The following is a 24,245-nucleotide window of genomic DNA, read 5'->3' on the forward strand; positions in this document are numbered from 1 at the left end:
CTCCGAGTCTATATACGCCAACACAAGCTCATCGGTTATTGCCACTCTTCCAGTTTTCAACGCCATTACTTTCCTTTTTGATAGCGCTATACCAAAGTATAGTATCGTAAATAATCCGTCTGACTTGCGTTAGTGATTGTAGTGCACCAGGAAGACAATGATTAACTAAAGATCCAAAAAGATGAGCTTACATAGAAAACTAGGAAAAACCTACACACCTGCCAATCAGCAAGGATTTCTCGGGCCGGGCCACATTGCCAGGGCCGTGATTCAAGTGCCTTATCCCGACAGCGACCCCTTTATCATGCTAATGGACGATATGCTTGATAAAAAGGACAATATTCCGGTTGGTGGGCCTCACCCGCATGCCGGTTTTGAAACGGTGACACTTATGCTTGAGGGAGAAATGGGTGATAAGGAGCATACAATGAAAGCTGGCGACCTACAAATCATGACGGCAGGAAGCGGCATTGTGCACACAGAAACCATCGACAAGGAAGCGAAAATGCGGATCTTGCAATTGTGGCTTAACCTTCCTAAAAAAGACAGACAGGCCTTGCCGAGGGTGCAAGATATTTCTCTTGAACATGTGCCGACCAAAAGCAAAAAAGGGCTGGCACTTAGGTTATACAGCGGATCGTTGGCCGGTTTAACATCTCCGATCAAAAATTATACGCCACTCATTTTGGCCGACATTACCCTTGAGCCAGGCATTTCCACGACGCTGGACGTACCGGCTTCTTACACGGCCTTTCTGTATGTGATCGATGGAAACGTATTGGTCGGAGATGAGGGCAAGCAGCTAAAGACGAATCAGGTCGGATGGTTAGACAGACCTTCGGCAGAGGGCGACAGCCAGCTTCGGTTGGAGGCAGGTGAAACGGGTGCCCGTGCAATTTTGTATGCCGGGCAGCCGCAAAACGATGAAATTGTTTCTCATGGCCCATTCATTGCCGACACTGAGGAAGACATCAGGCGACTGTACAGGGAATATCGAAACGGTGAAATGAATCACATTTCCATGGTGGAGGAAGAGCAAAAGATGACATGGTGAACAACTACCATCGTGTAGCTTGGAAACAGATAGAAGAGCGGCAGGGCATGCCGCTTTTTTTATGGCTGTTACGCCTTTTGTGTGGCTGGTTTAGCGTTGGTTTTTGGTGATCACCGAACATTTCATCTATTTAATAGAACAAATTAAAATAGCTCCCGTATATTTGTTCTATTAAATAGATAAAATATGTCAAAGGAGCATTTGGGCGAATTAGAGGAGTTGATACTACTGGTTATTCTTAAGCTTGAGAAAGACGCCTATGGCTTGGCCATCCGGCAGGAGATCATCAGGCAGGCGCAACGCTCAGTAACTATCGGTGCGGTGCATGGCACTGTGAACCGGCTGGAGGACAAGGGCCTGATAGAGTCGGAGTACGGCGGTGCCACAGAAGAGAGGGGCGGTCGGCGTAAGCGGATACTGACCGTGACAGCGGCTGGACTGAAAGCCCTGGAGAGGAGCAAGGACGTGAAAATGAACTTATGGCAGCAGATTCCTGTGCTGGCCGTCAACAAATCATAAAGGCATGAAACGAAGACAACCACCCAGATTGCCCGAATGGTTGCTTGGCAGGTTATGTCGGGAGGAGCTTGTGGAAGAGATCATGGGCGACATGTACGAATACTATGAGCTGCTCAGCCACAAGCCAACCTGGAAGCGCCACCTGCATTACTGGTTCCACAGCTTTCAATTTCTCAGGCCCAGAATGATCAAAAAACTACCCATGGGACAAAACAGCAGTTTCTTCGGACTCTTCAGAGCAAATCTTCGAATGGCCTTTCGCAGTTATTCCAAAAATAAGCTGGTGTCGGGCTTGAGCCTGGCCACGCTGGTATTTGGGGTAGTCTGCTTTCAGTTGGTGTACGCCTGGATAAGGAATGAGCAGTCTATGGACGATTTTCACTCGAAAGGAGATCGGATTCATCTGGTGGTGGGCAAACTGAACCCTGATACCGATTGGAATGCCTTCGATGTGCAGCGTATGTTCAATATCAACTACGCTGAAATTCCTCATGTGGAGAAAAGCATGGTAGTACACAGCTACCGGCCCGATGAAATCAAACTTGTGAGCAAGGGCATGGACCATAGGGGCAAAGCGCTGATCGTAGACAGTACCTTCTTTGACTTCTTCGATTTTGAGCTCACAAGGGGTGCCCGTGATGTGCTGAATGATCCGCAGAGTATCGTGATCACCAAAGCCTTCGCCAGCAGGGTATTTGGCAAAGAAGATCCCATGGGGCAGGTTGTCGATATTAAATGCGACCAAACTGGCACCTACAAAGTCGCAGGCTTAGTGGAAAAGATTCCATCCAATAGTTCTATCTCCTTCGACTTCCTTGTACCCCGCCAATCGAGCCGGTTTTGGAGGCGGATGCCGCAGAACCTTATCCTGACTGACTCCTTCTTTGACCAGGCCACTTTCGACGACGATATGGCCGTGTTGAAAGCCGAAAGCACCCGGTTTCCTGAGAGTGTGTTGTCGTCCTTTCCGCTGAAATCCATTTACCTCGACCGGTCGGTGGAGATTCCGCTGTTCGCCAAGTATGGCAACCGAACCAACAACCAAACCATGGAAGGCGTAGCGCTGGTGCTGGTGCTGATTACCCTGGTTAGTTTCGTCAACCTGCAAACGAGCCTTCAGCTTACTTTGGTTCGAAAAATTGGGGTCAAGTACATCATTGGCGCCTCCCGCTTTGACGTCGGGCTGGAAATTGCAGTCAGCAGGCTTATCTACCTCATAGTGGGAGCCGGGCTTGGTTTTTTACTGTATCAATGGCTGTTTCCTTATTACGTGGGCCTGCTCGATCTCGATCTTGACAGTACCCCATCATTTGATATGGTTAGCATTTTCGCTGTAATGGGCGGTATTGTGTTGGTATCGTGGCTGGTATCGTTTGTGCAGGTGTACCGTCTTAAAACGTCGCAGGCCATCGCAGGCAAGCTCAGTCTGAAGATTCCCCGCCTGCAGCGGATACTTACTACGCTACAGTATGCCATTACTATTTTGCTGCTGGCGGCTACTACTGTAGTGTTTTTGCAATTGGGCTACATGCTCAACAAAGACACCGGGCTGCACCAGCGCAATATTGTTCAAACCGATTTCTTCGAAATGATGCCTAATCAGGCACAGGACAGTGTGGCCCTGGAACGAATGCTGCGGCAGCATGACTATGTGCTCAATCAGTTAAATAACCACCCCGGCATTCGTACCGTGTCGCAGGGCACGACTCCTATCGACATGGCGTTCGAAAGCTCGTGGAAAATCGCCAGCGATGGCAATGAATATACGCCTGTGTATACGATGCCCGCCGACCCTCATTACGCCGACGTGTTTGGTATGGAATTGGTAGAAGGCCGGTTTTTTTCTGACACGCTCGACAACAACAATGACAACAAGTTGGTAATCAATGAAGCCGCCAAAGCGTACTGGGGCATTGACGATATAAGTCAGGTAAAGCTGACCACCAACACCAGGTCGTCCAGTCAAGTGGATTACACCATCATAGGTGTGGTGAAAGATTACCACTACCAACACCTTTCTCACAAGATCAGGCCGTTGATTCTTTCTTATTCCATTTACCAGGACACGGATGTGCTGCTAAGCGTAGAGGAGGGACATATGGACGAGGTGGTTGCTTTTTTGGGTGACCTTTACAGGGAGGTGAACCCGGGTGGCATTTTCACCTATCAAACGATGGAAGATAAGATAGATGCCCAGTATGCTGCCGAAAAACGCCTGAGCAGTATTTACTTGACCTTCAGCGTGGTCGCATTGGTGCTGTCGTCCATTGGCTTGTTTACTTTTGCTTTTCACGAGACCAGGCGAAGAACCAAAGAAGTAGGCATACGAAAAGTAAGCGGTGCGGGCTTCGAGCAGGTGTTTTGGCTGTTGAACCTTTCCTTTTTAAAATCGGTGGCTGTGGCCTTCGTACTGGCGACTCCTCTTGTGTGGTACCTGATGCGCATGTGGCTAGACAACTTTGCGTACAGAGTGGAGCTAAGCTGGTGGATATTTGCCGGTGTGGCGGTGTTGGTATTAGTGGTCGCCATGTCCACCGTGCTTTGGCAAACCATTAGCCTATCGAAAGCCAGTCCGGTGGAGAGCCTGCGGTATGAATAGGTGATTCGCAGCATTACAGGCAGCTTGACCATTCCTGATACACAGGGTGTCAAACTAACAGGCCACCACTCATCAAAACCGGCTTCTTCAAGGTTGAAAATCCGATACTTTAGCGGCTCGTTAATTCTGGTTTCAACCGATTACCAATCAACTTATGAAGAAGATATTCCAGCTGGCAATGCTGCTATTCGTTTTTGTGGTTCAGGCGGCCGTTGCACAAGATGATGCCATCGTAGATAAAATCGTCGCTGAAGGTACCGACAATTCCCAACTCGAAATACTGGGCCATCAATTGATGGACGTGATCGGGCCACGCCTGGTGGGCACACCACAAATGAAAGCCGCTAACGACTGGGCCGTGAAGACCTATGCTGGCTGGGGCATTACCGCCGAAAATGAGGAGTGGGGCAAATGGAAAGGCTGGGAGAGAGGCATTACGCATATCGATATGGTGTCGCCACGGGTGGCGACGTTGCACGGCACGCAGCTGGCCTGGAGCCCGCCAACACCAAAGAAGGGGACTACTGCTGGGCTCGTGACATTGCCGGAAGTAGCTGATGAGGAATCCTTCAAAAGCTGGCTGCCCAGTGTGAAAGGCAAATTTGTGATGGTATCGATGCTTGAGCCCACAGGCCGCCCCGATTATAATTGGGAAGAGTTTGCTACTGAAGAGTCTTTCGAGAAAATGAAGAAGCAGCGGGAAGCGCAGACAGAGAAGTGGAATCAAAACATAAAAAACACAGGCTACACTTCCCGCAACATCAATGAAGCACTGGAAGCTGCCGGTGCAGTAGGCATAGTGCAGTCGAGATGGTCGAAAGGCTTTGGAGCCAACAAGATTTTCGGAGCCAACACCAAGGCTATACCGGTAGTGGACTTGTCGCTTGAAGACTACGGCATGCTGTACCGCATGGTGGAGAAAGGCGATGCGCCGGTGATCAGGGTTATGGCAGAGTCAAAAGACCTGGGCACCGTGCCCACATTCAATACCATCGCCACTATTCCGGGCACAGAACTTCCCAACGAGTATGTGATGCTTTCTGCTCACTTCGATTCGTGGGACGGCGGTACAGGCGCTACCGACAATGGCACCGGCACCCTCACCATGATGGAAGCGGCTCGTATCCTTAAGAAAGTGTATCCTAACCCCAGGCGCACCATCATCATTGGCCACTGGGGCAGCGAAGAGCAGGGATTGAACGGCTCAAGGGCATTTGTAGAAGATCATCCCGATATCGTAGAAAACCTGCAAGCCCTTTTCAATCAGGACAACGGCACCGGCAGGGTGGTCAGTATTTCTGGCCAGGGCTTCCTTCATTCGTATGACTATATCACCCGCTGGCTCGAGGCTGTGCCCAAGCAGTTTAAAAACGAAATTGAAACTACCTTTCCCGGCACTCCTGGTGGCGGCGGCTCCGATTACGCCTCGTTTGTAGCAGCAGGTGCTCCCGGCTTTTCGCTCAGCTCCCTGAGCTGGAGCTATGGCAACTATACGTGGCACACCAATCTCGACACCTACGACAAAATCGTGTTCGATGATGTGCGCAATAACGCCATCCTGACAGCTATTCTGGCCTATCAGGCCAGTGAAGATCCGGAAAGGACTTCCCGGGAAAAGTCAGTGCTTCACCTCAGCCCCCGGACAGGCGAGCCCATGACCTGGCCTGAGCCAAGGTCGCCAAACAGGGATGGGGGGAATTGATGAGCAACTGAAGTTGAGTAAAGTTGTTTCTGATCAGTTTCGGTTGTGGCAACATGATGTTTTTTCTGGTCAAACTCTTCCTCTAGTCAGCTAAAGCTTTTGGATGGCGTTTTTGGCTAAAAGAAAGAACTCCTGCAGATATAGGAAGAGTATATTGTGCTTTGTAACTTGACGGATTGTGAAAAGTGAGAGAGTGATGCAATGATCGGTGACATTATGCAGTTTGACCTCTACCGAAACAGCATTACTTTTTAGTTTGGTTATGAATGAACCCAGAATATTAATTTGCGAAGACAATGAGGCAGTCTCCACGCTGACAAAGTTCAAACTTGCCAGGGTGGGATATACAGCATGCGATATTGCAGCTGATGGGAGGATAGCCAGGGAGATGATTAGCAAAACTCCCTATGGTCTTATTATTACCGACATTCAGATGCCCTTTGTTTCGGGGCTGGAACTCATCAAATACATTCGAAATGACCTGGGCCAACGCACACCTGTCATTATCTTGTCGTCGAACACTGACAAGAACACTGTGCTGAAGGGGTTTGACCGTGAAATTACTGAGTTTTTGGCCAAACCAGTCATTCCCAGAGAGTTGGTGCGAATGGTTAAGAAATTGCTGGAACGCAAGTAGAGTCTGCATCCTTTGCAGTTAATTGCCTCGCTATCATTCAGTTCCAATCAATGCATTTGTTTCGATAGAATGTCGTTAATTAGGTTTATCATACAGTTGCGAGTAGTTAAGAATTTAATCCTAAATTTGTAGCATAAAACCACTAGGCGATGCATTTAGAATTTGAAAAACCCATAGTAGATTTAGAGGCGAAGCTGAACGAAATGAAGAGGCTGGCTTCTGACAATGGGGTGGACGTGACGGACGCAGTTCACAAGCTCGAAGACAAGATCATTAGATTGAAAGAAGAGACGTTTACCAATTTGACCAGGTGGCAAAGAGTTCAGCTGTCGAGACACCCCGACCGCCCCTACACCCTTGACTACATCTACGAAATAACGAACGAATTTATAGAGTTGCACGGAGACAGAGCCGTGAGTGACGACAAAGCCATGATAGGCGGACTGGGCGAAATGGACGGGCAATCGGTCATGTTCATTGGTCAGCAGAAAGGTCGCAACACCAAGCAGCGCCAGATGAGAAACTTTGGTATGGCCAATCCTGATGGCTACCGCAAGGCGCTCAGGCTGATGAAAACAGCAGAAAAGTTCAACGTGCCTATCATCACCTTTATCGACACCCCCGGGGCCTTTCCTGGGCTGGAAGCTGAAGAGAGAGGACAGGGAGAGGCCATTGCCAGGAACCTGAAAGAAATGATGACGCTAAAAGTACCTGTGATATGTATCGTCATAGGTGAGGGGGCATCTGGCGGAGCCCTGGGTATTGGTATTGGAGATAGGGTGCTGATGCTGGAAAATTCGTGGTATTCTGTGATTTCGCCGGAAAACTGCTCAGCCATTCTATGGCGCACATGGGATTATAAAGAGCAAGCGGCTGATGCATTGAAACTGACGGCAAAAGATATGCTGGGCGTGAACCTGGTCGATGGCATTATTAAGGAGCCCCTTGGCGGTGCGCATACCGACATGAAGTCGGCGGCAGCTGAAATAAAGAAAGTGATTTTTGCTGAGCTGAAAAAGCTTCAAAAGATGTCTGCTGAAGAAAGAATTAGCTCCCGCATCGACAAATTTTGTGCGATGGGTGTTGTGTCTGAGTAGCGATCAGCAAACTCGTTAAAAGTATACCGGCCTAGTGCCGGTTTTTTGTTAAAGGAGGTGTGATGAAAACAGGTTTGGCTTTATCGGGGGGAGGCGCAAGGGGCATTGCTCACCTTGGGGTAGTGAAAGCGATGTTGGAAAAAGGCATTCACTTTGACGTGATTTCGGGCACATCAGCTGGTGCCGTGGCCGGCTTGTTCCTGGCCAAAGGCTATTCTCCCGACGAGGCTCTGGAGATTTTCACCAAAACGAGCGTGTACAAATTTCTCAGGCCCGCTATTAACATCAGGGGGTTGTTCAAAATAGGGAGTGTGGAATCGATCATCAAACCGTATTTTGGAGAAGCAATTTTTACGGATCTCGACACACCTTTTTATGTGTCCGCCACCAACGTGAGGACGGGCAAAATACGGGTGTTTTCAGACGGAGAACTGGTTCGTCCCGTGCTGGCGTCGTGCTGCATTCCGGTGGTGTATGAGCCAATGGCCATTGGCGATGAGTTGTACATGGATGGGGGTGTGGTCAACAACCTGCCTGTGGAACCATTGCTGGGCAATGTCGACAGAATTGTCGGCGTTCATTGCAATCCTATTTCTGACCAATATCAGGGGCGCAATATGCGGCGCCTGATGGAAAGAAGCCTGCTGCTGGCCATCAACGAGAATGTGGCGGCACGTAAGCCCAAATGCGATTTGTTCATTGAGCCAACAGAGCTCAAAAATTTTCATGTGTTTGACTTCAGAAAAGCGAAACAGATTTTTCAGGTCGGTTACGACTATGCTTCCGACCTTCTTTCCAACAAATCTGTGTTGTCGAAGTTAAAGCAGGACGTATCTTGAAAATATAAACAACATCTGACCTGATGAGAGCTGTTTTTAGATTTCTGTTTTGGCTTTTGGGCTGGGAAGCCATAGGTACCAAACCTACGGATAAGAAGTTCATCATTGTAGTAGCGCCTCATACCAGCTTCTGGGACTTTTTTGTTGGCGTGGCTGCCCGCTCCATTTTTCGGCTTGATACTAAATATTTGGGCAAAAAAGAGCTCTTCTGGTTTCCACTCAGCGTTTTTCTTCGGTTGCTGGGCGGTTACCCTGTCGACAGGACCAATGCCGCCGGCCTTGTCGAGTCGGTAGTAGACCTCTTTGACTCGAAGGAGGCATTCTCCATTGCACTGGCGCCGGAAGGTACCAGGAAGAAAGTGGACAAGCTTAAGACAGGATTTTGGAGGATTGCCAAATCTGCCAATATCCCTATTGTTTTGGTAAGCTTTGATTTTAAGCGAAGAAGAGTAGAAATGCTTGAGCCTTTTATGCCGGGAGACATGGAAACGGACATGGAGCGGATCATGGCCTACTACAAGGGAATCACGGGGAAGCGGCCCTGGCAGGATTTAAGATAACACAGTGTCTTTGCTGTTTTTGTTTCTGAAAAGCGTTTCTGGAGCATCAGCATCAACATGCTATTCTTTTCTGCCTATATAGTATAGGGGCCAAACCAGTCCGGGCTGTTAGTCCATTATTCTATTTCACCTCATTGGTATTAATAGTGAAATAGAACCAACCCCACAACCGTAGCTAACGTTATTGACTTTTATCGACCTCCTTGCGAGGTGGAATTATTTTTTTTGTTGACCAACCGTCAAAAGCTTTTTTTACAACAAATAAACATTCTATGAACAACTCTACAAGAAAGTTGGGCTTGTCTACGGCCCTTGCATTTTTATGTGTTACAGGTCTTTTGGCACAGGGAATTACGTTACCTCCCAGCGGAGACAACCAAAAGTCGATTGTCACGCAGTATATAGGCTCCATTGCATCTGTGACAATCGACTACAACAGTCCGGACGTGACGGCACCCAATGGAGCCGACAGAAAGGGTAAAATATGGGGACAGCTCGAACCTTACGGAATGAATTACCTTGGATTTGGCACAGCTACTGCTTCGCCATGGAGGGCAGGAGCTAACCAGAACACCACCATCACCTTTTCGCACGACATGCAGGTAGAAGGCAAGCCCATTAAGGCAGGCACCTATGGCCTGTTCATGATCATCGAGAAGGACAAGCCGTGGACACTTATCCTGTCCAACACCTCCACAGCCTGGGGAGCGTATTTCTACGATGCCAAAAACGATGCCCTGAGAGTAGAAGTGCAGCCTAAAGAAGCTCCCTACCATGAGTGGTTGAGCTATGAGTTTATCGACAGGCAGCCTGAGTTTACTGTGGCGGCGCTGTACTGGGACGAGCTGATGGTGCCTTTCAAAATATCGGTACCTAACATGAATGACCTGTACCTGGCCAAAATCAGAAACGAGATGGAGGACGCTCAGGGCTTTAGCTGGCAGAACCGGGTGGCTGCGGTGCAATTTTGTTTATCGAAAAACATCAATCTGCAGGAGGCCCTTGCCTGGGCGGAAGCGGCTTCAACCAACTCTTTTATTGGTGAAGAGAACTTCACCACCCTTTCTGCCAAGGCAGGTGTGTTAACGGCGTTAGATAAAAAAGAGGAGGCTGCCAAGGTCATGGACAAAGCCATCAATCACCCAACGGCAAGCGTTTTTCAGGTGCATGCCTACGGTCGTCAGCTGATCGCTCAGGGAGAAAAACAAAAGGCCCTGGAGGTGTTCCAGTTCAATGCTAAGAAGAACCCAAAAACCTGGCCGGTGAACTTTGGACTGGCACGTGGATATTCTGCAGTGGGCAACTATAAATCGGCGCTTAAGTATGCCAAACTGGCGCTGGAAAATGCGCCTGACCAGCCCAACAAAGACGCTCTTGTGGCTGGCATAGCCAAGCTGGAAAAGGGGGAAGATATTAACTAGGGGAGGCTATATTAGAGTCTACATTGCACTAAAACGAGAAAGGCCCGGGTTCGGGCCTTTCTTTATTGTGAATCAGCGACGGCTACTTCATATTATGAAAATAACTCTGCACATCGTCGTCTTCATCGAACTTTTCAAAAATCTTCTGCACTTCGGCTTCCTGCTCTTCAGTCAGCTCTTTGGTGTCGACAGGAATGCGCTCAAACTCAGAGTTCACTATTTCATAGCCTTTTTCTTCCAGATAGTGTTGAATAGCACCATACGACTCGAAAGTGCCATATAGTACAACATTTTCTTCTTCAGCTTCCACTTCTTCCACGCCCAGGTCTATCATTTCAAGTTCCAACTCTTCCAGGTCAACGTTTTCAGGGGTGACAATTTTGAAAACGCTTTTTCTGTCAAAAAGGAAATCGAGGCAGCCACTGGTGCCGAGCGAGCCACCGTATTTGGTAAAGGCATGCCTTACGTTGGCCACTGTTCTGGTGGGGTTGTCGGTGGCAGTTTCTACCACTATCGCCACTCCGTAGGGGCCATAGCCCTCGTAAACCACCTCTTTGTAATCTTTTTCCTCTTTTGAAATCGCCCTTTTTATTGCCCTGTCAATGTTGTCCTTGGGCATGTTGGCGGCCTTGGCATTTTGTATCAGGGCACGAAGCCGGGAGTTTGTGCTGGGATCGGGGCCGCTCGCTTTCACAGCGATAACAATGTCCTTGCCTATTCTGGTGAATGTTTTAGCCATTTGGCCCCACCTTTTGAATTTTCTGGCTTTCCTGAATTCAAATGCTCTTCCCATATATGTCTATTTCAAAAATCAGATGCGAACAGCAAAACTAGTGTTTTTCCAAATTTTTGCATTTTCTATTTCAATATTCTTCACCGAATCATTGCTCGGTAGCGATACCAGCCCGTTTCTCGTTTTTGTAGCGATTCTACGATTTAGATTGTATACCCGCCGTCGGCCACAAACACGCCCCCAGTGGTATAACTGGAAGCCTCCGATGCGAGATACAATGCCAGTCCAGCCATTTCATCTGTTTGACCAATCCTGGCAATAGGCAGCTCTTTTACTATCTTGTTGAGAATGGCCTCATTGGCCCACAGGCCCTGACTGAACTTGGTTTGGATCAGGCCCGGGCAAATGACATTGGCCCTGATGCCAGCTGCACCCCATTCCCGTGCAAACACCTTTGTGAGTGAAATAAGCGCCGCCTTGCTTACGGCATACATGCCCATAAATGGCTCAGGGCTAAGGCCTTCAATACTACTGATGTTGATAATAGAGCCGCCGCCACGCTGTTTCATGATAGGAAAAGCCAGCTTGCTCAGCATAAAAGGCCCTTTTACATTCACCTGCATGATTTTGTCAAAGGCGGCTTCATCTGTTTGCACTACAGGGCCAAACACCGGATTGGTGGCGGCGTTGTTGATGACAATGTCGACACCACCAAATGCCTTTTCTGTCGCCGCCAGCAAGTTTTCCAAATCAGCTTTGTCGCCCGCATTGGCAGCTACACCAATGGCTTCAATGCCCTCAGCCTTTAGCTTTTCAGCCACCTCGTTCACTGCTTCTTGCTTACGGCTGCTCACCACCACTTTGGCACCCGCTTGTCCTAGCGCCAGGGCCATGGCCTCCCCAATACCTTTGCTGGCTCCGGTAATCACTGCTACTTTTCCATCGAGCCTGAATTTTTCCTGAATAGTCATTGGATGTCTTTTTAGGGAAGATAAATAAATAATACACCCACGACATGAATTTGCCCCATTTAAAGTCGAATCACGCCTTTGATTGGGCTGTGTACGATTTGTTTGATCGAAATACCTATTTTCGGCAACGATGAAAGACAAGATCAACGACATAGAGCCGAAGCTCGGTTTGTTCGACACCACCATGATAGTGGTCAGTTTGGTGATTGGAATAGGTATTTTCCGCACACCCTCTCTGGTAGCCAATGCGGCAGGCTCGGAGTCTGCTTTCTTTCTGGCCTGGGTAATAGGCGGTGTGATTGCCCTTTTTGGGGGCTTGACGTATGCCGAAATTGGCTGTAGAAAGCCCATGGCGGGTGGGTATTATAAGATCGTTTCAGAAAGTTTTCATCCTGCGCTGGCCTTCATGCTCAACTGGATTGGGATCATCCTGGTGCAGGGGGCCGGCATGGCGGCGGTGGCCATACTTGGCTCGGAGTACATTCAACCTTTTGTTCCCATGACGTTTTTTCAGGGAGAAACAGGTCTCCAATGGCTCGCTGGAATGATCATTGTGTTGTTGTTCCTTATCAATTTTGCAGGCCTTAAAATGGGGGCCCGGGTACTGAACGCAATCACGGTGATCAAGATTGTGATGATCTTGCTTTTTAGCGGTTTGGGGCTTCTTGCACCGGAAGTTGCAGAGGCCACAGTTAGAACAGAACCTTCAGCATTCAGTTTCGCAGGCATCGGTATCGCCCTGATCTCCGTGTTTTATACCTGTGGAGGCTACCAGTCGATCATGAATATGGGCGGCGACGTGATCAACCCAAGAAAAAACTTTCCAAGGGCAGTGATAGGAGGGGTCGCCATTATTTTCTTTCTGTATTTGTCCATTAACCTGGGGTACGTGGCCGTGCTTGGCTTTGAAGGGGTTAAATCTGCCGACCTCATCGCTGCCGACATGGCTGAGGTGGTGTTCGGAGAAGTAGGAAGAAGGATCGTGTCTGTCACGATATTTATTTCGGTGCTGGGTTTCATCAATGCCACACTGATGCAGCTACCCAGGGCTTACCACGCCATGGCACAGGACGATGCTGTGCCCGGGCTGTTTATGAAGGTCAACCCCAAAACTCAGGTACAGGAGTTTGCCCTGTCAATATTTACCGGGCTGGTGCTGTTTTTTATCATCACGCAGGGTAAGTTCGACCAGATCATCAACCTGGTGATGTTCAACGATACGCTGATACTGGCAACGGCTGCCGCTGCTATTTTTGTACTCCGGAAAAAGATGAAAGACGAACCGTACAGTGGATTCAAGGTGCCGCTCTATCCGGTCATTCCTGTCGTGTTTATTCTCTTTCTTCTTATCGTTTCTTTCAACGCCCTTTTAGAAAACCCGATGGCGGCCCTGGTGAGCACCTTGTTTTTATTAGCTGGATTTCCCATTTTCCTCTTTTTAAGAAAGATTAACTCAAAGAAGCACTAATGATCGAAATCACCAGCATTGAGCAAATGGAGGCTCTGGTAGGGCAGGAGATAGGAACCTCTGACTGGCTGAAAATAGACCAGGGCATGATCAATGCATTTGCGGCTGCTACCGGCGACCGCCAGTGGATTCATGTGGATACTTCCAGGGCGGCTGCCTCGGCCTTCGGCACAACCATCGTTCATGGCTTCTTCCTGCTATCCCTTCTTCCCAGGCTGAAAGCGCAGCTTGTTGAGTTTAAACTGGCAGCTATGGCGATCAATTACGGCAGTGAAAAGATCAGATTTCTTGCACCAGTGCCAGTAAATGCCAGGGTGAGGTTGAAGACAAAGCTATTAAAAATAGAGGAGGGCTCTTCTGGCATTAAACTATTCACTAAGAACAACCTGGAGTTAGAAGGAAGTGAAAAAGATGCATTGGTAGCGGAAACTATTACGCTGCTAGTGGCATAAAAAAAGGCTCACTAGTGAGCCTACATTTAAGATTTTAGATCCGGTTATGCCTTCTTAAACGCAAGAACTTTCTGTCTTAATTGCGCTTTGTCGGATGTGATGGCTGGATCAGAATATATTTTCGAAGAGAGTTCAGCGATTACGGCTTTGTCAAAACCAAGCCTCGTAGCTATTTCCTGGCAATAGTTAATCTCACTATAATATACCTCTCTGTCAACTTTCATCAGCAACACCAAGTCATAAAGCAACTCAAATTTCTGGTCGTCATTTAGCGAGTCCATATCTACCTTTTCCGGACGCAGAATCAACTCCTCAATCTCTCTCTCACTTATTTTGTGTGCCTTCCCAATAGACAGTATTAAATGCTTCTCATTATCAGAAAAGTCATGGTCAACAAGTGCAAGTCCTATCAGGGCACTCAGGTGTTTTCTAACATTCATTAGTCTGTCGTTTTAGAGTGAACTTGTTCAGATGAACAATTTAGTGCGTAATATTCGCAAATTGTAATCTTTGTCTGCAAAATTTATTGTTACTTTTTTACAAAATATAACTTTTGCGGCAAGCCATAGGAATATTCAAATGGGTAAGGAAATTCACTCCTGTGATATTTTTGGCCACAGCCTATAGCGAGAAGATTTCATGCTATGCGTTTGCATATCAATTGTGCCATGATCATTTGGGTTCTCGGTGGAATATGTCATGGGTGCCAAAAAGGCTGGGGTAATTTGTCTTACTGTGAAAAGTGCAAAATATTTTCTTCAGTATTTCTAAAGTACTTTTATTTGGAGGGTGTCTTCTTCTTTCCCTTGAAGATTTCTACGATAATCATTCCTAAATGATTTAAGTCTTTGATGGCTGATTTTGCTCTCATGATTTCTAATTTTTGACAAAGGTATTTTTTATAAAACTGTTATTGGGTAAATAACGACCAACTGGTGTGTTGCTTAGATGTAGCACACATAATAGTCGCCGAAAACTTTTTAGATGGCGTTACCCCCTCTTCTTTTTTCCTCTGAACATCTCAACGAGCATTAGTCCAAGGTGACTGAAGTCGGCAAATCTTTGTTGAATTCTCATAGCTGTAAACGTTTTGTTTTTTTGATATTTCAAAGGTATGCTACATTGGGCCGGCATATTCGCTCATTTAAAGTGAAGCATTATCGGTGTAAGGTTTTGGGTAATTCTTGACAATTAGCGGAGCACCGGCACTGAAATGGGACTTGTATTTCCCGTTGAGTATGTTTAAGGGCTTTGCAGTGAACGTAATTTTTAGCGCCGCTTATACATTTAGTGACATTAAATGGAAGATCGAATCAAACCTTACCTTTTATTCTCAAAAAGGGGATAATCCTGAAAGGGCAGTCTTCACTTTTGTTCGAAGTAACTATCTTAGCGGCCGAATAAATCAATCCGCTTTACATGCCTAAAGGCTACCACGAGATTCTCAAAGACGTAAAATCCAATACCTATGCGCCCATTTATTGGCTCCAGGGAGAAGAACCCTTCTTTATTGATTCAATAGGCGACTATATTGAGCAGCATGCCCTTGATGAGAGTTTGAAGGGCTTTAATCAAACAGTGCTCTACGGCAAGGAGAACAAGATCATCGATATTTTGAACCATGCCCGCCAGTTTCCGATGATGGCAGAACGACGAGTGGTGCTTGTGAAGGAAGCCCAGGATATTTCCGACTTGAACAGGGAGGAAGGCGAAAAAGCCCTAACCGCCTATCTGGAAAAGCCCAATATAAGCACCGTGCTTGTGTTTTGTTACAAATACAAAACCATCGATGCCCGGAAAAAGCTGGCGAAGGAATTAGAGAAGGCTTGTGTGGTGCTGGCCGAGAAAAAAATTTACGACAACAAGGTGCCTGAGTGGATCAAGGTGTTTGCCGCCGACCTTCAGCTAAAGTTGAGCGAAAAAGCTGTGTATATGCTTTCAGAGCATATTGGTAACAACCTTGAAAGGATACATAACGAGCTGAAGAAAGTGAAGGTCAACCTGCCTGGTGACACGGTGGTGGATGAGCATCATATCCAGCGGTTTGTGGGCATCAGCAAAGACTTTAATGAATTTGAGCTTCAGAAGGCCATTGGGATGAAAGACCATAAAAAGGCTTTTCAAATTGTCCAGTACTTTGGAGCCAACACGAAGAGTCACCCAGTTATCCCGCTTTTGGTTATTCTGTTCACTTACTTCACCAAGCTGCTGCTCTTGCACAAAAATAACCAGGCGTCCGACGACGAACTTGCACGAAAAATAGGAGTTTCTCCGTTCTTTGTGAAAGAGTACAAGGTGGCAGCCAGAAACTACAGCGCTATGATGGTTATTCGCAATATCCATTTGCTGAAAAATGCTGACCTTCAGGTAAAGGGCGTTACCAGCAATTCAATAAGTGAAGAGGATTTAATGAAAGAATTGGTATACAAGTTGATGCATTAAATCGTTCAAGGGGTTAAACCTACTTTCAAGTGACCAAACAGATAAGGACAGGTATTCTAATATTGATGGCAATGATGTTAGCAGGTAGCTTCGAGCTCCTGTTGGCCCAAACATCTATCAGCGACTCCCGTGAGGGGAATTTTTACCAGCAAGGGGTAAACTTGTTCAATCAAAACAAGTTTGCGGCAGCCCGAAAATCATTCGAAGCTTATTTAAAAGAAGACCCGAGTGGTTCGAATGTGGCTGATGCGCTCTATTTTCAGGCTTTTTGCGGACTCTCACTACAGCATGCCGATGCAGAGGGTCTTTTCGAGAGGTTTCTTACAGAATATCCAAACCATCCAAGAGCGCTTACCGGCTATTACGAGGTTGGTAACTTCTATTACCGCCAGGAAAACTATAGCAAGGCAGCAGAGTTTTATGCCAAAGCCAAACCTGAGCGCCTCCCCACGGCCGAAAGACCTGAATTTTACTTCCATTGGGGTTTTTCGCTATTCACGCTGAAGAAGTTTGAAGAAGCCTTGCCACATTTTAATCTGGTGAAGAAGTCGGATGGAGAATATAAAGCGCCAGCCCATTACTACGCAGGCTACATCTACTTCCAGCTCAAGCAATACGACAATGCCCTGGCTGACCTTAGGGTGGCAGGAGAAAGCGACGGCTATGAAACGATTGTTCCTGAACTGGTAGCGGCCACACTGTACCGTAAAAATGATTTCAAAGAACTGATTAGTTATACCAGGCCTTACCTGGCGGGCACGAAGGAAGCGAAGAATGTTGATCAGGTGGCATTGTATGCTGCTGAAGCTTACTACGAGCAGAAGGACTACGCAAAGGCTTTGCCTTATTATGAGCAGTACATGAAGCCGATGCGCAAGAAGCCTGTAGCGCCGGTGCTCTTCAGGATTTCTTACAGCTATATGCAGGCAAAACAGCCCGCCAAAGCTATTGAGAACTTTAAGTATGTGGCCCTGGAGAAAGATGAAATAGGGCAGGCTGCCTCTTATTACCTGGGCGATCTCTACATCATGGAGGGCAATAAGTCATTTGCAGTAAGTGCCTACCAGCAAGCTGCCGACACTGAATACGACGAGAAGGTAAAGGAACGGGCTATGTTTAAGTTGGCGCAGGTGCACTTGGACCTGGGCAACTACGAGCAGGCCATTCCTGTGCTTGAAAAATACATGCGGGAGTATCCTCAGTCGTCTGACAAGGGCGATGCGCAGGACATGATAGCCGAGGCCTACGTCAACTCCAGCAACTACGACAGGGCGCTGGCCTATTTCGAGAAAGTGGGCCTGGGAAGTCAGCGGATCAAAAAGGCCTATCAAAAAGCAGCCTTTCTCAATGCCACTCAGTTGTTCAACAGCGGTAAGTTCTATGAGTCGGTGCAGATGTTCGACAACTCTCTGCGCTACCCGCTGGATCCAGAATTAGAAATTGACGCATGGTTCTGGAAAGGAGAGGCCTTCTCGACAGGAAAAAAATATGAAGACGCCATTGGCAGCTATACGATGGCACTGCAAAAGGGACGGAGGAGCAATTCCTTAACCGTCCACAAAGCCAACTATGGCATGGGCTATGCCCTTTTTAACCTGAACAGATACCCTGAGGCTGTCACCTATTTCAAGGCTTATGTAAACAACCGTCGGCCCGACAACAACCGTGATGCAGAGGTGAGGCTGGCAGACTGCCTTTATGCTCAGAAGAAATACGATGAAGCCCTGACCTTCTACCAGCAGGCAGGCTCTAACGGATTTAAGGAAAGGGACTACTTGCTCTATCAGCGGGGGGTGATTCTTGGTTTTCAGAATAGGCGAGAAGATGCAAAGAGAGAGCTTGATCAGGTGACAAAGGCTTTTCCTAACTCTCGCTATGCTGACGACGCCACGTTCCAATCGGCTCAGCTCGACTTCGAAGCTGGCGACTACGCCAGGGCCAAAGCGGGTTTTAGCAGCGTTATTAGCAAATACCCCAACAGTGGGTTTATGCCTTACGCATTGGTTCGCAGGGCATCGAGCAGCTACAATTTGAAAGAGTATCCTGCCTCAGCCAACGACTATAAGAAAGTGCTGGAAGAATACCCGCAGCATACTTTGGCCAATAGTGCTCTGTTGGGGCTGCAAGAGGTATTGGCATTGATGGGTAAATCCAATGAAGTTGATCAATACATAGCCCTTTATAAGAAGGCCAATCCCGATGACAAAGCGTTGGAAAGTGTCGAATATGAAAGGGCCAGAAACCTCTACTTTGAACAAAAGTATACTGAAGCCATCGCCGCCTTAAAGGGTTATAGGGTGTCGTACCCACAAAGTATCAATGCTGCCGAGGCACTTTATTACGTAGGAGAGAGCTATTACAGGCTCAATCAAACAGCACCAGCACTAGAGGCATATTATCAGCTGATTGGAGACATGCAGACGGTGTCTCCGGCCAAGGTATACCAGCGGATCGGCGCATTGGAGTATAGCAACAAAAACTATCCCGTGGCCATCAAATACTGGCACAAGCTTAGGGTGTCGTCCGATAGCAAACGGGATTTGTACACCGCCAGAGAAGGACTGATGGAGTCTCATTTTGCCGCCAATGCGCTGGATTCATCCCAGCTGTATGCTGAGAGAATCCTGGGCGACGATAAGGTGGCATTCAATGCCCAGAACAAAGCCGGCACCTATATGGGAAAAATCGCTTTCGAGCGTAATCAGTATGGCGCTGCATTGGATGAGTTTTTGGCTGTGGTAAATGCCGCTAAGGATATAAATGCCGCAGAGTCACAATATTACGTTGGCCTGATTCAATTCAGACAGAAAGAGCACAAGCGCTCGCTTGAAACGTTGTTTGGCCTGAATAAGTCATATGCAGTTTATGACTATTGGTTAGGCAAGTCATTTTTGCTTATTGCCGATAACTACCTGGCGTTGAATGAGCTGTTTCAGGCCAAGGCAACGCTGGAGTCGGTGATTACTAACAGCCCGCTGCCCGAGATGAAAGCGGCCGCAAGAACCAAGTTGCAGGAAGTGGACAAAAGAGAGACCGAAGCGGTAACACAAAAAGACACCGAAGAGTCGCCGATTAAAAAGGATAGCACAAGTCAAAAGAGAAATTAACTATGCCGAAAATGTATAAAAGCTTACTGTTCTGCATTTGTCTTTTGATGAGTCTGTCGGCCTGGTCGCAGGAGCAGTGGGAAGAAGCAGGGGAAATACAGGAAGCAGAAGTTGTAATAGAAAAGGACAGGGAAATAGTATTGCCCTTTCAGCCCCGAAGCTTTGAGAAAATACCTCCTGTAGCCATTGAAACGGGTGGTATCAAGCAGGAATACGTTTTCCCCGCCCTCGACGTAACGGTTCCGCCTACTACCGTCGACATCAAGGCGTTGAAGCTTCAGGCGGAGCCATTGGAAAAGTATTATGGTAATCTGGTGAAGCTTGGCTATGGCAACTACAACTCCCCGCTGGGTGAGCTTTACCTCTACAACAAAAGGAACAAGCAGTACCTGGCCGGGTTTCAGGCAAAACATCTTTCATTTGGCAAAGGCCCTGTTGACGGCAAGAACAGCGCATCAGGAGAGACCCTGCTGAAAGGGGAGGCGAGCTATTTTGGGGATGGGTTTACTGTATCGGGAGATGCTTACTACAAGCTTTCACGCTTTAATTTTTATGGATACGACCCGTCAGTTTCAGTAACTGAGGGAGAGGACAGCCTGAAGAGAAACTTCAATAAGTATGGCGTGTCTGTAAATATCGACAACTCATCGTCCGAGTCTGATATCAGTATTTCTGGAGGCCTTGCCTACAATGGACAAAATGACAACCTGGATATCTCGGAAAACTGGGTGAAAGTGAATGCGGATCTTTCCATGGAATTGCAAAGTGCACTCACCGGGCATGTGGGCGTTTTTGCTGACTTAATAGGTTACAAAGATTCTTTGAGCACCAGCAGGCAAAGAATCGGGCTTGAGCCTTCCGTGGTGTACACTGGCGACAATTATCAGGTATCAGCTGGTATTCGATATGTGTATCAGTCCGACTCATTGGTGCCTGCCTCGCAGGTATACCCCGTTTTGAAAGGGAAATACCAATTCGGCAAATCCTTTGGCATTTTTGGTGAACTATCAGGAAACAGCCAGTTGAATACATGGCAGGGCATGAGTGCACGCAATCCTTATCTAGCTCAGGGAGTAGATATTCATAATTCCAATAATATCTTGAACCTCGGGCTGGGTGCACAGGGGAATCTGGCTTTTATGAGCTATAAAGTGGGCCTTTCGCAAAAGGTCTTCAAACAATTTGGCGTTTTTCTCAACTCGCCTGATGATCCGTCAAAGTTTATTTTAGCCTACGATACCGCCAATTTCAAGGTGTTGGATTTGTACATGGCCAGCGACTTTTACCTGGGAAGTTCCATCAATTTGGGTCTGCAAGTCAATTATTATAATTACAGCTCCGATACTTTTGAAGAAGCCTGGCATATGCCGGGTTACAGAATAGCATTCAATGGAAGTTTTCTTGCCTTTAACAAAATGAGAACAAAGGCAGGTTTAGCATACCTCGGAGGGATAAAAGCCTACGACTGGAATTTAGGACAATCCAAAGAATTGAAAGCAGCGACTGACGTTTACATTGATCTTGATTATTTGCTATCTGAAAGAGCAACAATATTTCTTCAGTTTCACAATTTAGCCAACCAGCAGTATCAATTACTTTCAAATTATCCGGTAAGGGGGCTTACTTTCAAAGCAGGTTTTTCTTATTCATTCTAAGGTGTTCTTAAATTATTCCAAAAAAGTTTCTTTATTTGCGGCTAGGAATTTTTTCATTAAAACATAAGAAATTTCTATTTTACGGAATTGTTACTTCAACTGAGTTTAGCTTATAACGAATCTAAAGTACTCTCAACCTCTTAATAAATGGCTAAAAGCAAAGCAAACAAAGACAAGGAAGAACAGAGTGGTTCAAACGCACCCCAGGATGATGAGGACTTCGGGCTTCCGGAACTTGAATATGAAGCACTGGATGACGATGAAGACGAAGCTGAGGACGATTCTTCCAGCGATACTCCAACTGAAGAACCCAGCTCGGTTTTTGGTGAGCCAGAAACGTCTTCTTTTCAGGAAGATGATAGCCAGGTGAGTTCAATTTTTGACGTTGAGGAGCCAAGCCAAGAGGAGGTTTCAAATGTATTTGGCGGAACTCCCCCTCCATCGTTCAAACAACAGGCTTATCAGGAAGCCAATGAGGGTGGCGACTCGGCCAAGAGCTTCACAAGGATTATTATCATAGGGGCGGTTGCCTTTGTTCTTATAGGTTTTGCCTTTTTGTACTGGCATCATAAAGATGATGACAAGAAAGTAGTTGCCAAAGCAACGCCAAAAGTCGAGAAAGCGGAGCCTAAGCCGGTTGAACCAAAGCCGGAGCCTGTTAAAAAAGAAGAGCCTGTTGTGAAGAAGCCAGTTAACACAACCGGCGAAGTCGTTACACTAACTGAAAGAACTGGTCGTTCTTATGTAATAGTGGGCAGCTTTTTCGATGGGGATTTAGCCGATGACTATGGTAAGAAGCTGGCAAAGGAGGGTTTGAACTCGACTGTTATCAAGCCCTTCGGGAAATCGAGGTTTTACAGAGTGAGTATTTCCGATTTCGACTCTTATCAGGAAGCAGTGGATGAAGCCGAAAAAGCTAAGTCAACCTACGGAGGTGAAGTTTGGGCTTTAAGGTATTGATATAACATATGATGTTACTGCAAATTGACACCGCTGATCTTGCCGTTGAAGATCAGTCGGTCACTCTTATTGATTTGATGTTAAAAGGGGGATTCTGGATGATCCCCATTTTATTATTGTCCATCGTAGCCGTTATCATTTTCGTGGAGCGGTTTCTTACATTGAGAAAGGCAGGTGAGACTCCCGACCACTTTACCGACGACATCCGAGCCAAAGTATTGGCTGGAGATGTAAATGGTGCCAAAATGATTTGCGCCCAAACTGGCACACCTGTTGCCAGAATGATCGAAAAAGGCCTTTCCCGATTGGGAAGCCCTTTGAAAAACATTGAGGTGTCTATTGAGAACGTCGGCAAAATAGAGATCTACAAACTGGAGAAGAACCTGGGTGTTTTAGCGACAATATCAGGCGCAGCCCCCATGATTGGTTTCCTGGGCACCGTAACGGGTATGATACAGGCCTTCATCGCCATTGCGCAGGAAGAAGGCTCGGTTAGTCCAAAGTTGCTGTCATCGGGCATCTACGAAGCCATGGTGACCACAGCAGCTGGTCTCACGGTCGGCATCATTGCCTACCTTGGCTACAACTACCTCGTGACCAGAATGCAGAAGGTCATCCATAGAATGGAATACAGTGCCATTGAGTTTATTGACCTGCTACAGGAGCCTAAATAACCACTGAAGCATGGATCTACGTCCAAAAAATAAGGTTGATGCATCATTCAGCATGAGTTCGATGACCGACATCGTCTTCCTCCTGCTGATATTCTTTATGCTTACTGCCACTTTTGTTACTCCGTCAGGCTTACCGGTAAATTTACCGTCCAGCAAAAGCTCAACAATTGTACTTCAAAAAGTAAGTGTCACCATTAGCGGCGATTTACGTTATTATGTAAATGACAAGCTGGTGAACCGGAACAACCTGGAAATGGTTTTAAGGAACGAACTCGCTGGCAAAGAGGGAGTTGTTGTGCTGCATGTTGACAAATCTGTTCCTACGGAGCACTTGGTTTATGTGGCAGGCATAGCTACCGCTCTTGAGGCTAAAGTATCGATAGCGACAAAACCGAATTAGGTAATGGAGTTTCAGAGCAAAGAAGAAAAGAAAAATGAAAGAATAGGCACGGCGGTCTCCTTGGGCGTCCATGCTTTGCTTTTGTTGATATTTGCTTTTCTTTTAGCCTGGAAAGAGCCCAATCCCCCCATTCCTGAATACGGTATCGAGCTGAATTTTGGCCTTGACAGTCAGGGATCCGGCGCTGTTCAGCCGGAATCTACCGTGGAGCAAAGCGAAAGCACGTCAGATGCTGAAGAGGTCAGTGAAGATGTTCCTGAGGAGACCAACGAGACTGAGGTAACAGAACCAGTAGAGGAGACGTCAGAGCCAGAGGCGGTAGAAGAATCAACTAATGCGCCAGAGGAAGCTGTAGTTACACAAAATGTAGCCAGCCCTGATGTGCGGAAGGAAGAACCTGTAAAAACGCCGGTGACCACGCCTAAGAAAGAAGAAGAGAAGCCGAAGGAGGTGAAAAAGGAAACCAAGCCCGTAGTGGCAGAAACGAAACCCACTCCGGTAGAAACGAAGAAAGAGCCCACAGAAAAGCCTGCGGAGAAACCATCAGGAGGTGTTGCCTCCGATAAAGTAGTAGCCTCCAACAGCCAGGGCGATAACACTGCTGCTACAGGTGATAAAGGAAGCAAAGAAGGAACTGTCGATGCCCGTGCGCTGTATGGAACACCGGGTGGCGGAGGTGGCGCTGCTCTTGATATGGCGGGTTGGGATTGGGAGGAACTTCCCAGGCCAGATGATAAATCCGACGAAAGTGGTCGTTTGGTATTTGAAATTGAGGTGGACGATAAGGGAGAAATAATCAGACTTCAAATCATTGAGCGGGGAGTTAGTGCTGCTGTGGCAATGGTGTACCAACGTGAAGTCGAAAAATTGTATTTTATTCCTAAAGATCCTACCGCCGTTATGCCTGCCAGGTCTAAGGGCCGAATTACTTTTATCATCAAATCCCGCTAATTAG

The 24,245-nt window shown here is 47.2% G+C and carries 21 protein-coding genes; 18 read left to right on the top strand and 3 right to left on the bottom strand.

Going from position 1 to position 24,245, the window contains the following annotated elements; translation table 11 throughout:
- The first annotated feature begins 181 nt into the window (after nucleotides 1-181).
- The 9 genes from RIF36_RS00070 (at nucleotide 182) to RIF36_RS00110 (ending at nucleotide 10,428) form a co-directional block, all read left to right on the top strand.
- Nucleotides 182-1,054, top strand: a complete 873-nt coding sequence (locus RIF36_RS00070) for a pirin family protein (RefSeq protein WP_350128205.1) — start codon at nucleotides 182-184, stop codon at nucleotides 1,052-1,054.
- A 186-nt stretch (nucleotides 1,055-1,240) separates the two neighbouring features.
- Entirely contained in the window at nucleotides 1,241-1,573 is a 333-nt protein-coding gene (locus RIF36_RS00075; protein ID WP_350078108.1) for a PadR family transcriptional regulator, read from the top strand.
- Between the two features lie 4 nt (nucleotides 1,574-1,577).
- Nucleotides 1,578-4,172, top strand: coding sequence for an ABC transporter permease (locus RIF36_RS00080; protein ID WP_350128208.1), 2,595 nt, complete (start codon nucleotides 1,578-1,580; stop codon nucleotides 4,170-4,172).
- Between the two features lie 154 nt (nucleotides 4,173-4,326).
- Nucleotides 4,327-5,874: a M20/M25/M40 family metallo-hydrolase gene (locus RIF36_RS00085; protein WP_350128211.1), complete on the top strand. Its 1,548-nt coding sequence runs from the start codon at nucleotides 4,327-4,329 to the stop codon at nucleotides 5,872-5,874.
- A gap of 262 nt (nucleotides 5,875-6,136) precedes the next feature.
- Nucleotides 6,137-6,511: a response regulator gene (locus tag RIF36_RS00090; RefSeq protein ID WP_350128214.1), complete on the top strand. Its 375-nt coding sequence runs from the start codon at nucleotides 6,137-6,139 to the stop codon at nucleotides 6,509-6,511.
- Between the two features lie 149 nt (nucleotides 6,512-6,660).
- Nucleotides 6,661-7,608, top strand: coding sequence for an acetyl-CoA carboxylase carboxyltransferase subunit alpha (locus RIF36_RS00095; RefSeq protein WP_151996491.1), 948 nt, complete (start codon nucleotides 6,661-6,663; stop codon nucleotides 7,606-7,608).
- Nucleotides 7,609-7,670: 62 nt separating this feature from the next.
- A complete protein-coding gene (locus RIF36_RS00100; protein WP_350090198.1) occupies nucleotides 7,671-8,447 on the top strand; it encodes a patatin-like phospholipase family protein in 777 nt (258 codons plus the stop codon).
- Nucleotides 8,448-8,470: 23 nt separating this feature from the next.
- Complete coding sequence (locus tag RIF36_RS00105) at nucleotides 8,471-9,007, top strand: 1-acyl-sn-glycerol-3-phosphate acyltransferase (protein WP_350090201.1); 537 nt, start codon at nucleotides 8,471-8,473, stop codon at nucleotides 9,005-9,007.
- A gap of 272 nt (nucleotides 9,008-9,279) precedes the next feature.
- A complete protein-coding gene (locus RIF36_RS00110; RefSeq protein WP_350128217.1) occupies nucleotides 9,280-10,428 on the top strand; it encodes a DUF2911 domain-containing protein in 1,149 nt (382 codons plus the stop codon).
- Between the two features lie 82 nt (nucleotides 10,429-10,510).
- Here the strand turns inward: RIF36_RS00110 and RIF36_RS00115 are convergent, their stop codons facing one another.
- Both RIF36_RS00115 and RIF36_RS00120 read right to left on the bottom strand, forming a co-directional pair.
- On the bottom strand, nucleotides 10,511-11,221 hold the full coding sequence (locus tag RIF36_RS00115; RefSeq protein ID WP_350096872.1) for a YebC/PmpR family DNA-binding transcriptional regulator: 711 nt from the start codon (nucleotides 11,219-11,221) through the stop codon (nucleotides 10,511-10,513).
- Between the two features lie 143 nt (nucleotides 11,222-11,364).
- Nucleotides 11,365-12,132 (bottom strand): glucose 1-dehydrogenase, encoded by a 768-nt coding sequence (locus RIF36_RS00120; protein WP_350128220.1) that lies wholly within the window; start codon nucleotides 12,130-12,132, stop codon nucleotides 11,365-11,367.
- A gap of 130 nt (nucleotides 12,133-12,262) precedes the next feature.
- On the opposite strand from RIF36_RS00120, the gene RIF36_RS00125 reads away from it, so the two are divergent.
- Together RIF36_RS00125 and RIF36_RS00130 are read left to right on the top strand one after the other, a co-directional pair.
- The gene (locus tag RIF36_RS00125; RefSeq protein ID WP_350128223.1) at nucleotides 12,263-13,600 is read left to right on the top strand and encodes an APC family permease; all 1,338 of its coding nucleotides are present in this window, start codon (nucleotides 12,263-12,265) and stop codon (nucleotides 13,598-13,600) included.
- A complete protein-coding gene (locus RIF36_RS00130; RefSeq protein WP_350128226.1) occupies nucleotides 13,600-14,052 on the top strand; it encodes a MaoC family dehydratase in 453 nt (150 codons plus the stop codon). Before RIF36_RS00125 ends, RIF36_RS00130 begins: the two co-directional genes overlap by 1 nt.
- Nucleotides 14,053-14,096: 44 nt before the next feature.
- Here the strand turns inward: RIF36_RS00130 and RIF36_RS00135 are convergent, their stop codons facing one another.
- A complete protein-coding gene (locus tag RIF36_RS00135) occupies nucleotides 14,097-14,492 on the bottom strand; it encodes a TerB family tellurite resistance protein (protein ID WP_350128229.1) in 396 nt (131 codons plus the stop codon).
- Between the two features lie 979 nt (nucleotides 14,493-15,471).
- On the opposite strand from RIF36_RS00135, the gene holA reads away from it, so the two are divergent.
- The 7 genes from holA (at nucleotide 15,472) to RIF36_RS00170 (ending at nucleotide 24,241) form a co-directional block, all read left to right on the top strand.
- The gene (gene holA / locus RIF36_RS00140) at nucleotides 15,472-16,494 is read left to right on the top strand and encodes a DNA polymerase III subunit delta (protein WP_350128232.1); all 1,023 of its coding nucleotides are present in this window, start codon (nucleotides 15,472-15,474) and stop codon (nucleotides 16,492-16,494) included.
- 29 nt (nucleotides 16,495-16,523) lie between these two features.
- Nucleotides 16,524-19,601, top strand: a complete 3,078-nt coding sequence (locus tag RIF36_RS00145; RefSeq protein WP_350128234.1) for a tetratricopeptide repeat protein — start codon at nucleotides 16,524-16,526, stop codon at nucleotides 19,599-19,601.
- Between the two features lie 11 nt (nucleotides 19,602-19,612).
- Nucleotides 19,613-21,256 carry a hypothetical protein gene (locus RIF36_RS00150; protein ID WP_350128237.1) on the top strand — a complete coding sequence of 548 codons (1,644 nt, stop codon included), beginning with the start codon at nucleotides 19,613-19,615 and terminating at the stop codon, nucleotides 21,254-21,256.
- 147 nt (nucleotides 21,257-21,403) lie between these two features.
- Nucleotides 21,404-22,216, top strand: a complete 813-nt coding sequence (locus RIF36_RS00155) for an SPOR domain-containing protein (protein WP_350097878.1) — start codon at nucleotides 21,404-21,406, stop codon at nucleotides 22,214-22,216.
- 8 nt (nucleotides 22,217-22,224) lie between these two features.
- Nucleotides 22,225-22,890, top strand: a complete 666-nt coding sequence (locus RIF36_RS00160) for a MotA/TolQ/ExbB proton channel family protein (RefSeq protein WP_350128240.1) — start codon at nucleotides 22,225-22,227, stop codon at nucleotides 22,888-22,890.
- Between the two features lie 10 nt (nucleotides 22,891-22,900).
- Entirely contained in the window at nucleotides 22,901-23,290 is a 390-nt protein-coding gene (locus RIF36_RS00165; RefSeq protein ID WP_350097880.1) for an ExbD/TolR family protein, read from the top strand.
- A 3-nt stretch (nucleotides 23,291-23,293) separates the two neighbouring features.
- Complete coding sequence (locus RIF36_RS00170) at nucleotides 23,294-24,241, top strand: hypothetical protein (RefSeq protein WP_350128243.1); 948 nt, start codon at nucleotides 23,294-23,296, stop codon at nucleotides 24,239-24,241.
- Nucleotides 24,242-24,245: the final 4 nt, after the last annotated feature.

The sequence above is a fragment of the Imperialibacter sp. genome, from assembly GCF_040222815.1.
Taxonomy (GTDB): Bacteria; Bacteroidota; Bacteroidia; order Cytophagales; family Cyclobacteriaceae; genus Imperialibacter.